The sequence below is a fragment of the Phycisphaeraceae bacterium genome (genome assembly GCA_019636795.1).
In the GTDB taxonomy this organism is placed as follows: domain Bacteria; phylum Planctomycetota; class Phycisphaerae; order Phycisphaerales; family UBA1924; genus JAHBWW01.
The window spans coordinates 606,048-618,109 of the sequence record JAHBWW010000002.1 but is presented as its reverse complement, the minus strand read 5'-3'; the positions used below and the strand labels follow the sequence as shown (position 1 = coordinate 618,109).

The window sequence follows — 12,062 nt, the reverse complement described above, 5'->3', positions numbered from 1 at the left end:
TGAGGCGGACGACGCCCGCGCGGGTCCGGAAACTCCCCAGCAACCGAACCCGAGAATCAGTATCGCACAATCGTAGGTTCCCGTCAACACGGAACTTGCGAGATATCGAGAGAATCTCGTCCATTTGGTCTAGAAACGTACGGAGACCCCCGCAAAAAGCCCTGCTATCGAGCCATTCCACTCAAACTGGGATGGATCCTTCCCATCTTCCATGCGATGAATCAGCATGCGATATCCGATTTCGATCCCCAGGTTATCAACAGGATACCACCCAAAGGTGGGCTCGATGCTAAAACTGGCCGAGGATGAGTCCCCGGTCGAGAAGTACCCCGCTGTCCCTTCCACGCGAAGGTCGAACCGTTCATAGACCTGCAACCCCATCGAAGCCGCGATGATCGGCTCGGCAAATGTATGGGTATAAGAAAGCGATGTAATTTCGTTCCCGATACGGGCGGGGTCGGTGGGTATGACTGCTAAATCGAGGTCGATGTGTGTGATCCGCAGGCCACCCCCAGCGTGGATTGTGAACTGGACGATGTCGCGTCCATCAGCAGTTGAACCATCGACGTACTGATAAAATCGATACAAAGCCCGAGCTTCGAACGAGGCGTGAGCAAAGTCGAGTCTGGCTCGCTCTCCCGCGAACACCGCGACACTGCCGAGTGTCTGCGTCGTCGCGATGGTGCTGCTGTTGTCAGCGTCAAAGGCAGATCCCGCGATCTCGATACGCCATCGTCCGCGTTGAAAGCGAAGTTCGCCATAGGGTGTGACTCGGGGGTCATCGCTGTTCAGGTCGGCCAGGTCGATCTTGTCGTCGCTCGCGGTCCCGCCGGGGAAGCGGATGTCGCCGCTCGGTCCGGCGTACCAGATGCGAGGTTCAAACGACAGTGTCCATGAGTTGCGAGGCTGGTTTTGCCAGGGGCTCGGCGGCGCATCATCCTGTGAAGCAAGCGCGATTGAACCAGTAAGGGCGACCAGAGCAAGAGGCACGAGGTGCAAGATGAACCTTCCTTCCTGAGCGGGTGGACCGCTGAATGCGACAAGCGTAACGATAACGAGGTGAACACGCCGGGCACAACTCCCGATGATGGACTTCTCGAACTCGCACCCGGGGTGCGCGTCGATCCGGCCATGGTGCGGGTGGATTATGTCGCCAGTTCCGGCCCCGGGGGGCAGAATGTCAACAAACGCGCGACCAAGGCTCAGGTGCGCCTTCGGGTTACGGACCTGCCGATCGCTGAGGACGCACGGAGGCGGTTGATCGAGCAGGCGGGCAGTCGAATGACACAGGCCGGCGAGTTGGTGATCGCGTCCGACGAGTTTCGATCGCAGCGGCGCAACCGCGAATCATGCTTGTCACGGTTGCGGATTCTGCTCGTGACAGCCATGAATCCGCCTCGCACCCGCAGGGCCACGCGCACCCCGCGCTGGGCGATCGAACGTCGCATTGATGAAAAAAAGCGGCAATCCGATGTCAAGCGGAGCCGTCGCAAGCCGGATCACTCGTAGCACCATCCCAGAGGTCAGGCTCTACACTGCACCGTGCTCATCCTCGGCATCGAGACCAGCAATCCATCATCAGGCACCGACCGCCCGGCAGCCGGGGTCGCGCTTGTGCGCACAGAAGAATCCCTGGTCGAAGTCCTCGGCGTCGAGTGGCTTCGAGCGACGGGCAGGCACGATGATGACCTCATGCCCGCGATCGACCGACTTTGTGCGGCCGCCAGCGTCGCACCGGCAGAACTTGGCCGCATCGGCGTGTCGATTGGGCCCGGCGGGTACACCGGGCTGCGTGTGGCGTGTACGACAGCGATGATGATCGCTGAGGCTTGCGGTGGTGAGTGCGTCGGCATCCCGACAGCACTTGTGCAGTTCGCTACGCGCGCGCAGCAGAAGCAGGAACTTTCCGCACGGGTCGCGGTCGTCCTGGCGGTCAAGGGCGTGCGCATGTATGTGCACTTCGCGGGCGAGCCGACCGGCGTGGTCATGTCGTCCGAGGAGCTGCTGGCGTGCAAGCCGACCGAAGTGATTGCGGATCAGTTCCTGCCCCCGATGGTCCGAGAATGGGCTTCCGCAGCCGGCGTTCCGATCAGTCCACCGACTTGTGATCCCGTTGCGGTAGCAGTCCTGGCAGCAAATGGCGCACCTGCCGATGTGGTCTTGCCGCTCTACGCGCGGGAGCCAGAAGCGGTCACTCGGTGGCGAGAAACCCGCTCCAAATAACCAAACGTGGTGGTATCGGGGTGAACATACTCCCAAAAGTCGGGGATCACTTGGAACCGTTTGGGCGGTTTGTGTGGATCTTGTGTGGAGGGTAACTCGGACATTCCGGTGAAGTTGGGCAGTCTGGGTGTCGATGAGAACCAGTGAATCTGGAGAAGATGGGAGGCGGGGTTTGGCAGAGAGGTTGACCGGAGAGGCTTGAAGCAATTAACGCAGGGGAATCTCATGACAACCGAGAGCGCCAAACCGCCACGCTGGTCAGACAAGAAGATCTTCACCACCGGAGAAGCAGCCCAAGTCTGCAAAGTCAGTCAACAGACGATCATTCGTTGCTTTGACAGCGGGCGCCTGACGGGGTTTCGGGTGCCTGGGTCCAAGTTTCGCCGCATACCGCGCGATGAACTGATCCGCTTCATGCGGGCCAATGGCATTCCGCTTGATCCGATCGAAGGCGACCGCAAGCGGGTGCTGGTGGTTGATGACGATTCGAATGTCAACGAGTTATTTGTCGATCTGCTGACGCGGACGGGGCGCTACGAGGTCGCGACCGCCGAGTCGGGGTATGAAGCAGGGCTCTTGACCGAGTCGTTCAAGCCTCACCTGATCATTCTCGATTACATGCTTCCGGACATCAATGGCAATGTGGTGTGCCAGCGCCTTCGCGAGCGAGAATCCACGCGCGAGACGAAGATTATCTTCATCAGTGGCGTGATTGAGCAGACGGAAGTCGAGGCGCTGATGCGGGCGGGTGCGGATGATTTTCTGAAAAAGCCGTTCGATGTTGACGTGCTTTTGCGGCGCATCGATCAGCTGGTGACGGCTGAGTGAGGAGCGCGAGCGATGTCGGCCCTCCCCTCGCAGCGCGATAAGCATGTCGAACGGATTCTGCGAGAAGTCGATCGGCTTCCGACGCTCAGCCCGATTGCTACGAGGCTGATTCATGCCGGTGCGGGCGGCGAAGTTGATCTCGATGAAATCGTGATGCTGATCGAGTCTGACCCGGCGCTCTCGGCGACGATGCTCAAGCTGTGCCGCTCAGCGGAAAAGGGGCTTGCAGATCGCATCACGAGTGTGCGCCGGGCGGTGGTGATGCTCGGGCAGGAAACGGTGCGATCGGTCGCGCTGGGTGTTGAGGTCATCGGCGTCTTGAGCCGCCAGTCGCCGCACCACGATATCGAAACGGGAACGCGGCATGGGTTTGACGCGCACGGCTTCTGGACGCACTCGATCGCTGTTGCCTGTGCAGCCGAGATGCTTGCGCGCCTGCACGAACGCGAAGGCGCCAAGGGCGAGTCGATCAAGCCCGATCAGGCGTTCCTAGGCGGGCTGTTGCACGGGCTGGGCAGGCTTGTGCTGCACCTGATTGTGCCCGAAGCCTATGAAAAGATCATTGATGCTTCGCAGCGCAAGCGCCTGCCCAGCGCATCGGTCGAACGCACGATCCTCGGGCTCGATCATCACACCGCAGGTCGAAGGTTGTCGCAGAGTTGGGGATTGCCCGAGTTTGTGCGCGACACGATCTGGTTCTGCGATCAGCCGATTGCGGGAGTGCCAATGTCGAGTGATCGCTCGCTGATTGCTCTGGTGACGCTGGCCAGGTCGCTGTGTCGTGCGCAACACCTTGGGTGGTCTGGCGATTTTCATCCTGCGGGCTCATCGCAGACAGAGCTCGAACTGCTGGGACTCAGTTGCGAGCGCGTCGAATCGGTTGTGCCTGAACTGGTGGAAGAAGTGGCAAGGCGGAGTTCGATTCTGGGTCTGGGAGAACAAACGACGCCTGAACTGCTGCTCAAGGCGCTCTCGGACGCGAACCGGACGCTTGCCGGGCTGAACCGGGCCATGAGTGAACAGTCGAAACGTGCGCAGCGGGCGGGTGAGATTGCGCAGATTGCGGGTGAGCTACTCGACGCGACGAGCGGGCCTTGTTGCTTTGCGGTTGCGCTGGGCGCGACGATCGGGGCGCTGGGCAAAGTTCTCGACATCAGGAACTGTGCTGCGACGTTTCGGATCGGCGAGTACGGCGTGTGGCGCACTGCGCAGCACGACGCGGACGGTTCGATCACCGAGATCCGCGAGGTGAGCCAGGCGCCTGTTGGGCGCGATGTGTTCTGGCTCGTTGATCGCGAGGATCTTCTGGTTTGTGTGCATGGAGCGGGCGATTGGATGGACATGGCTGCACGGGTTGATCTTTCGCCATTGCGCGAGGCGTGCGTGCATGTGCTGCTGGCGGCGGTGCGGCTCGACGCATCGCAGGACCTGGAAGATGCACTCGCACAGGCGAACCGTTCGCTGGCCGAGATGCAGGCGGAATTGACCGAAAAGGCGTCGATGGCGCGCCTGGGTGAACTGGCATCGGGGGCGGCGCACGAGATGAACAACCCGCTGGCGGTGATTCGAGGCCGGGCGCAGTTGCTGCGCAGCAGTCTTGATCCAACGGGGCTTGTGTCGGATGTCGAAGCCATCGAGAACGCAGCAGTATCGCTCAGCGCGTTGATCACGGAGCTCCACGAACTGGCCATGCCCGAACCGTCTGGCAGCGAAGTATCGGACGTTGCGGGGGTGGTTGAGCATGCGATCGAACATGTTCGAGCGAGAGTCCCGGGAGAGCACCGGATCTTGATTGAGGGGGTCGAACACGCCGTTGGCGTGGTGCAAGACCGAGAACTTGCAGCGATGGCGCTCGCGGAACTGCTTGTCAACGCGGTGCAGGCCGGACCGGACAAAGAGGTGCGTATTGAGGCTCATTTCGATGCAGCGGATAGCCGAATCTATTTGCGTGTCCGCGATTGCGGGCGTGGAATGAGTGAGCGGGCGATGGACCATGCGTTTGATCCATTTTTCAGTGAGCACCCGGCAGGGAGGCAGAGAGGCATGGGGTTGGCTCGTGCCAGACGCTGGATCGAGCACCTCGGTGGTCGGATTCGGCTGGAACACAACGCGGGCGGAGGAACGCTCGCCACGATCGAACTACCTGCGGCGCATCAATCTGCAGCGTGACGTGAGGACGGGAGACAGAGCATCATGACTCAGTGGCTTGATCCATCTCAACAAGCGGGGCAGCCGCAATCCGGCGAGCAGACTCGGCCGGTGCCGGAGGGCGAGAACCGGGCGCAAGTTCTGGTGGTGTCGCCAAAGCGCCATCTGCGCGAGCGGATGTGTGCGCATCTGGATTCGAGCGGTTGCCTGGTGCGAAGCGTTGCCAACATCTCTGATGCGCGATCGATGGTGCGCGAATGTACGATCGATGTGGCCTTGATTGACTGCTCGCTGCGCGATGGACAGGCGTTTGATCTGTGTTCAGAGTGTTCGACGCACGAACCCGGAATCGTGACGATCCTGCTCGATGAGGATCCTTCGCTCGAAGACGCGCTGCGGGCGATGCGGAGCGGCGCGATCGACCTGCTGCCGACGAGTATCGGGGCGGCGGATCTGCACAAGCACGTCAGTGCGGGGCTCGACAGGGCGCAGCACCTGCGGCAGCGCGAGCGGCGGGCGCTGAAACTGCGCGGGCTTTGCCTCCGGCTCAATGTCGCTCGCCAGGAGGTATCGAGGCAGGTCGGCGAGTTGTGTTCCGATCTTGTGGGGGCGTATCAGGATCTCTCTTCGCAGATCGAACACATCAGTGTGTCGAGCGAACTCAACAGCCTGCTGCGGCAGGAACTTGATCTTGAGTCGCTGCTGCGGACCACGCTGGAGTATCTGCTTTCGAAAATCGGCTCGACCAACGCTGCGATTTTTCTGCCCTCGAGTTCGGGCGAGTTCACACTCGGGGCCTATGTCAACTACGACCGGAACAAGGAAGATGCTGAGGTGATGCTCGATCATCTGGCGTCGGCGTTCGCACCACGATTCGAGGGGCACCACGCGACGGTGTGGTTGCGCGATGCAGCGGGGTTCGAGGCCTGGCTTGATGATGAGTCGCACTGGCTCGAATCGTGCGAGGCGATGGTGGTGCCGTGCCACGAGGCTGAAGAGTGTCTGGCGGTGCTGGTTGCGTTCCGGCATGAGCGTTCGCCGTTCACAGAGCGTGACCACGAGATTATCGGGGTGCTGGGGCGTCTGTTCGGGCGTCAGTTGGCGCGAGTGATCAGCATTCACCATCGTCATCTGCCCAAGGACAAGTGGGGCCAGAACGACGACGGTCTCTGATCGGGGCCGGGCAAGGCGAGAATGGCGATAGAGGGGCTCGTGCGTGTCGTGTGACCGGGAAACACGAAGGCGGCGGCTCTACGATCGCCTTCGATGCACGCAGCACAAAGTCAGCCTCCGGTGGCGATCGTCGTCAGCCGCTACAACGAGCGGGTGACCGGCGTGATGTGCGCGGGCGCGGTCGAGGCATATCGCAATGCGGGTGGCGATCCGGCGATGCTGGGGATTATCGACGCGGCCGGTTCGTTCGAACTGACGGGAATCTGCCTGCACGCGGCCAGGAGCGGGCTCTATGCGGGCGTGGTCGCGCTGGGGTGCATCATTCAAGGCCAGACAAGGCATGACGAACATCTGGCAGCTGCGGTGGCACAGGGCTTGACGGGCGTGACACTCGCGACGGGGGTTCCAGTGGCGTTCGGAGTCTTGACGGTGCGCGATACTGGACAGGCCGAAGCTCGCGCTGGGGGTGACAAGGGTAACAAAGGGGCCGAGGCGATGACCGCTCTGCTTGAATCTGTCGGCGCGGTCAGAGCGATCGAGATGGCGTCGCGCATCGGGCGGCCTGGTCTTGTGCATGCGTTGAGCAGCGTGCGAACTGACAAGACCGCGAGTTCTAGCTCATGAGTGCAACGCATCGCGACATACGACGCCTTGCGCTAATGGCGCTCTACCAGTTTGACGCCCGAGGCGTGAATGACGCTGAATCAATCCGCGCATCACTCGATGATGCGCAGGGGTGGCGCGATGAGGGGCTTGAGATTGGCAAGCCCGATCAGGTTCTCAAGCAGGCAGACTTTGATCGCGCGTACGCGATGGCACACGAGGTGTACGCCTTTCGCAGTGACGCGGATCGGATGCTGCTCGAACTCGCCCCGGACTGGCCCCCGCATCGGCAGGCGGCGATTGATCGGGCGATTCTGCGGCTTGGCATCTGGGAGATAGTTTCGGGCAAGACGCCACCCAAAGCCGCGATCAACGAGGCGGTTGAACTCGCGCGCTTGTTCAGCACCGAAAAATCGCCACAGTTCATCAATGGCGTGCTGGCGGCCGTCATGAAGCGAGCTGCCGTCACGCCACAAACGAACGAGGATGAAGCGTGATCCGCTCGGTGCTGTCCAAACTCAAGGCCGGCCTCGAGCGCACGCGCGAGACATTCATTGGGCAGATTCGCTCGCTGCTGGTCGGGCGCAAGGTCGATGACGCGCTCATCAGCGAACTCGAGTCGCGCTTGCTCGCTTCGGATGTCGGCGTTGTCACGACGCGCACCTTGATCGAGGGCATTCGCGAGGATGCAAAGAAGGGCACCATCGCGCGCGGCGAAGATGTACTCGAGTATCTCAAGCGTGAACTCAAGGCACTGTGGCCGGCTGAAGATCGCGTGTTGCACTTTGCCGTCGCACCCCCGACCGTCATTCTCGTCACCGGCGTCAACGGCGCGGGTAAGACGACGAGCATCGCCAAACTCTGTCATGTGCTGCGCAGTGAAGGACGCACTGTGCTGCTCGGTGCGTGCGATACGTTTCGCGCCGGGGCGGTTCGCCAACTCGAAATCTGGGCCGAGCGGCTCGGGGTCGATGTGGTCAAGGGGCAGCAGGGTGGCGACCCCGCAGCGGTTGCCTTTGATGCCTGTACCGCGGCCAAGGCGCGCGGCGTTGATGTGCTCATTCTCGATACGGCCGGCCGTCTGCATACGCAGGACCCGCTCATGCGGCAGTTGAGCAAGATCCGTTCGGTCGTCGCGCGGCAGATCGAAGGCGGGCCTCATGAAGTCCTTCTTGTTCTTGATGCCACCAGCGGGCAGAACGCGCTGCGACAGGCCGAAGAGTTCTCGGCTGCTGCGGGCGTGACCGGGATCTTCCTGACCAAACTCGATGGCACTGCCAAGGGCGGCATCGTCATCGCGGTGCGCGAGACGACATCCATCCCGGTCAAGTTCATTGGCGTTGGCGAAACGCCACAGGATGTACAGCCTTTCGACCCGGATCAGTTCGTGGATGCGTTGTTCGCGGAGTGAGCACCGCGTGCGGGTTTTTCGCGCCCGAGTCGTGCGACGCCAAGAGTGGCGGCGAAGCCGACGCCGACGAGCCCGAGAGCGCCGCCGAGGTGCATCGCGCCTGGTGCGAAGCGTTCGACGCGCCAATCTTTGGGTTTGAAGGATTCGCGGTTGTCTTCGGTCACGATCTGGCCCTTGATCGTGTCGCCGACTTGCGGCTCGACCGAATCAACGAACGGGTACAACCCGGCAGGCGCCGCGAGCAGCAGGCCGAGCAAAAATCCGATCGTCGCACGCTCGAAACGGTGGAGCACAATCTTGAGCACGTTTGAGACGCCGACAACACCAACAACGACTCCGATCCCGATCGGGATCAGTACGGGCAACTGCGCGATGGCGGTCGTCACGTCGAACGAAAGCGCCGCCCGAAAGAAGTTCTTGATGGCATCGATGACGGTTTCATAGGCCCCCAGGAGCAGCAGTAGGTATGCCCCGCTCACTCCCGGCAGGATCATGGCCGATGCAGCAGCCGCCCCAGCCAGTGTCAACAGCACTGGTCCCGATGCCGATGCCGATGAGCCGTCTCGCGTTGTCTGCAACCACACAACGCCGAGCATGATGGCGATGCCCACGAGGGTCATGACAATCGGCACGAGCGTCATAGGCCGCAACATCCGGATCAGAAGCGGCGCCCCCCCGAGCGTCAGCCCGATGAAGAGCGAATACATGATCCATCGGGCCTCGATCAGTGCGACCGAGATCAGGTTCGAAAACCCGCCGATGGCCAGCCCGGCACCGATCAGAACACTGCCAAGAATCCACAGACTCTCGGGGCGAAAGCGAAGTCTGGAAATATCGGCCACGGCTTCGATGAATCGCGTATACATGCCCGTCGCGACGAGCATCGTTCCGCCACTGATCCCTGGAACGAGGTTTGCCAAGCCCATCAGAACGCCCGCCATGAGGCTTCGGGTAAGTAGGGCGATTCCGGGACGAACCCGCACGGGTGTTTCAGCCGAATGAGTCTTCATGGAGGCGTTGTCCAGCGAGTCGTGCGAACCCCATACGATGTGGTGTATGTTGCGAGACAGTAGCCGACATTTCGTCCGCGCGGCATTGATTGCATTACTCGCCAGTATCACCGGCAGCGGGTGCATGCGCATTCAGTCCGCTCAGCCTCTGGTCGCATCGCAGGCCGAGGTGCGCCAGGTTCCGACGCAGGAGTCAGCGACTACAGGTCTGTGGCCTGCTCGATGGGCCGGTGAAGGCTCGATGGGTGTCATTGTCCCGGTCGAAGGCCCGTTGAGTTCGTGGCGCGGCATGCGCCTGGGGCCTGAGCATTACCTTCGCGGCGGGCCTGATGAGCAGGAGGATGCAGCGTTGCTCGCAGCGTCAACTCGAGCCGAGTCCGGATATCGCTACATTCTCGAAGGCCCGGGAAGTTTCATCTTTCAACGCCAGCGCGAGGGGCGAGCGCGCGTGACCGACTCAAATCCGGCAGCGATGTTCAAGTTCGTCTCTGCGCGGCTGGCGGTCGAGTTTCAAGGTATGCCCGTCGTGATGCTCGAGCGCTCGTGGTTGGCGTATTACGACTCGGCTGCCGAGCAGCCGCGAGGTCTCATCGCACTCGCGCCTGGCCTGTTCGGTGTCCCCGAGCCAGTCATCGATCGCTTCGTCGAACTGTGCCGGGCTGATGGCTGGGCGGTGCTGCGACTCCTTGCGCCGCCTTCGCGATTCACCGAACGCATCACGTTCTCGATCGATCGCAACAACCTCGACGCATCGGCCCGGACCATCGCAGCCGAACTTGGGCAGCGGGCAGCCGAGACCGCCTATGCCATCGAAGCCGGCGTACGCCATGTGCACACGCTTCGGCCCGACCTGGCTGACGGCACCCATGTGCTCATCGGGATGAGTGGCGGAGCGATGGCATCCTCAACGATTCTCGCCCGCAATGCTCCTCGCTTCGACGCGGCTGTATTCATCGCTGGCGGCGCAAACTTCCTCATGATCAATGAAGAGAGCAACTACGCGCCGTGGGTTGAAGCCATGACGTTCGAATACGGCGAGCCCGCACTGACCAGCCGCGAGAAGCGAGCGATGTTTGACGAAGTGGCCACGCGATATCTGGAGAACGCTCCGCTTGACGGCCATCATTTGGCCGAGTCGATTCGAGGCATTCCGATCCTGATGCTGCACGGCACGAATGATCGGGCGGTGCCGTCCCGCTATGGCGACCAGCTGTGGGAGAAGCTCGGCAAGCCCGAACGCTGGGTCTATCAGGTTGGGCATGAACTGATGTTCATGACGCTCAACGCTCAGACTCCGCGCGTGCTGCGATGGCTGAGGCAGCAGGAGTTTGATCGGGGCGAGGAACAATAGTGGACGCCGTCATCAGCCCCTATCACCTCACGACACGAGAAGCACCGGCCCTCGTGGCGCTCTTGTTGTGCGATCGGGCTGTAACGCTCATGCCCCTTCCGCGCAGTGGTCTGCGGGGTGATGCCGAGTCGCTGGCCCTTTCGGCCCCGCGCTATGCTCGCGTGGTCGACAGTTGGCGATGGACAATTCCGCTATGGAACGAAGGTGTGCTCCAGTCTGGCAACAACGGGCACGAGCCGGGCGATGATGTGCGGGCAGTGCATCACGAAATCTTCGAAAATCCCGCGTGGGCGGCATTGCGCCCGGTGATCGAATCCGCCTTGGCCGATGAACCCGCCGACTCGATCGAGGCTTTGGCTCACGATCTGCTGCGGGGTGGGCCCAACCCCGCGTTGTGCATTCCTGTCGCGGCCGGTCTTGATCGGTTTGCCTCCAGACACGGGCTGTTCGTGGCGCGCTCGACCGCGGCGAGCCTCTCGCAGAAGTTCGAGGAAGATTCTGGTCGTGTGCTCGGGGGCATCACCATTCCCGTGATCCTACAGGGTCGTGGCGAGCGCCTCGTTGATGCACGCCGCGTACTTGAGCCGGAACTCGCAGACCTTCGCAGTGCCTTTGCCTCGCTGGCAGCGGACGATGGACGCGAGCGACTGCGCGAAGCGGGAGCAGCGTATCGAAGCGCATTCGAGCGCCGCCGCGATGAGTTCGAAGAGCCCGAAGAAGACGAGATTCGCGTGATTGTCGGCGAGGCGTCGGTGCGACTGATCGAGATGTCCTGCGATGCAGCACTGTGCGCCAGTGAACGGGCCTCACGCCTGCTGTTGCGAAATGTGAAGGTCGAGCCCCAGGGCGGGCTTGTAGCAGTCGCGGGGCGCACGGTGTCGCTCGTAGTGCGCGTGATCGGACGATCGTGACGCGAGACGGCCAGGACTTGTTCAGATGATCAGATCGATCAGCGAACCAGTTGCAACGGTGCGCACTTTGCGATATTCGCGCACAATCTGTTGAGCAATGTCTGGCGGGCGCGTGGGTGGCACATCGCTGAGGCGAGGCCCTTCTGGTGCTGCGGGCATATGCAGCGCGTCACGTTCGGGGCGGAGCGACCCGAGCAGCGGTCGATCGGCTTCGGCTTCGCGTGCGAGTCGGTTGCGGGCAGCCAGGAAATCTGCAAACGGCATTGGTGCCCGGCAATCCGGCGCGCACCCCTCATCCTTGGGGCAAGGAGCTACCGCTCCGGGTGTGTACCCGTGAAATGGATGATGGGCTGTGGCACCTTCGATCCGCACGATCGAAGGTGTGCACAATGTGCGCCGTACCG

At 61.8% G+C, this 12,062-nt stretch carries 13 protein-coding genes; 10 read left to right on the top strand and 3 right to left on the bottom strand.

Going from position 1 to position 12,062, the window contains the following annotated elements; genetic code table 11:
- Positions 1-129 precede the first annotated feature (129 nt).
- A complete protein-coding gene (locus KF757_05810; protein ID MBX3322487.1) occupies positions 130-999 on the bottom strand; it encodes a hypothetical protein in 870 nt (289 codons plus the stop codon).
- Between the two features lie 60 nt (positions 1,000-1,059).
- On the opposite strand from KF757_05810, the gene arfB reads away from it, so the two are divergent.
- From arfB to ftsY, 8 genes are all read left to right on the top strand, one after another.
- Positions 1,060-1,509 carry an aminoacyl-tRNA hydrolase gene (arfB, locus tag KF757_05805; protein ID MBX3322486.1) on the top strand — a complete coding sequence of 150 codons (450 nt, stop codon included), beginning with the start codon at positions 1,060-1,062 and terminating at the stop codon, positions 1,507-1,509.
- A gap of 33 nt (positions 1,510-1,542) precedes the next feature.
- A complete protein-coding gene (gene tsaB / locus KF757_05800) occupies positions 1,543-2,223 on the top strand; it encodes a tRNA (adenosine(37)-N6)-threonylcarbamoyltransferase complex dimerization subunit type 1 TsaB (protein ID MBX3322485.1) in 681 nt (226 codons plus the stop codon).
- 225 nt (positions 2,224-2,448) lie between these two features.
- Entirely contained in the window at positions 2,449-3,051 is a 603-nt protein-coding gene (locus KF757_05795; protein MBX3322484.1) for a response regulator, read from the top strand.
- A 12-nt stretch (positions 3,052-3,063) separates the two neighbouring features.
- Entirely contained in the window at positions 3,064-5,220 is a 2,157-nt protein-coding gene (locus KF757_05790) for an HDOD domain-containing protein (protein ID MBX3322483.1), read from the top strand.
- A 24-nt stretch (positions 5,221-5,244) separates the two neighbouring features.
- Positions 5,245-6,372 carry a response regulator gene (locus tag KF757_05785; GenBank protein MBX3322482.1) on the top strand — a complete coding sequence of 376 codons (1,128 nt, stop codon included), beginning with the start codon at positions 5,245-5,247 and terminating at the stop codon, positions 6,370-6,372.
- A 93-nt stretch (positions 6,373-6,465) separates the two neighbouring features.
- On the top strand, positions 6,466-6,996 hold the full coding sequence (gene ribH, locus KF757_05780; protein MBX3322481.1) for a 6,7-dimethyl-8-ribityllumazine synthase: 531 nt from the start codon (positions 6,466-6,468) through the stop codon (positions 6,994-6,996).
- Positions 6,993-7,472 carry a transcription antitermination factor NusB gene (gene nusB, locus KF757_05775; GenBank protein ID MBX3322480.1) on the top strand — a complete coding sequence of 160 codons (480 nt, stop codon included), beginning with the start codon at positions 6,993-6,995 and terminating at the stop codon, positions 7,470-7,472. Before ribH ends, nusB begins: the two co-directional genes overlap by 4 nt.
- Positions 7,469-8,386, top strand: coding sequence for a signal recognition particle-docking protein FtsY (gene ftsY, locus KF757_05770; protein ID MBX3322479.1), 918 nt, complete (start codon positions 7,469-7,471; stop codon positions 8,384-8,386). Before nusB ends, ftsY begins: the two co-directional genes overlap by 4 nt.
- On the opposite strand, the gene KF757_05765 is transcribed toward ftsY, so the two are convergent.
- Positions 8,356-9,396, bottom strand: coding sequence for a DUF368 domain-containing protein (locus tag KF757_05765; protein ID MBX3322478.1), 1,041 nt, complete (start codon positions 9,394-9,396; stop codon positions 8,356-8,358). The two genes, ftsY and KF757_05765, sit on opposite strands and share 31 nt — an antisense overlap.
- 46 nt (positions 9,397-9,442) lie before the next feature.
- Between KF757_05765 and KF757_05760 the strand changes: the two genes are divergently transcribed.
- Together KF757_05760 and KF757_05755 are read left to right on the top strand one after the other, a co-directional pair.
- Positions 9,443-10,747 carry an alpha/beta hydrolase gene (locus tag KF757_05760; GenBank protein MBX3322477.1) on the top strand — a complete coding sequence of 435 codons (1,305 nt, stop codon included), beginning with the start codon at positions 9,443-9,445 and terminating at the stop codon, positions 10,745-10,747.
- Positions 10,747-11,658 (top strand): hypothetical protein, encoded by a 912-nt coding sequence (locus KF757_05755; protein ID MBX3322476.1) that lies wholly within the window; start codon positions 10,747-10,749, stop codon positions 11,656-11,658. The genes KF757_05760 and KF757_05755 overlap by 1 nt, the downstream gene beginning before the upstream one ends.
- A gap of 21 nt (positions 11,659-11,679) precedes the next feature.
- Here KF757_05755 and KF757_05750 read toward each other — a convergent pair whose 3' ends face one another.
- Entirely contained in the window at positions 11,680-11,922 is a 243-nt protein-coding gene (locus KF757_05750; GenBank protein ID MBX3322475.1) for a hypothetical protein, read from the bottom strand.
- Positions 11,923-12,062: the final 140 nt, after the last annotated feature.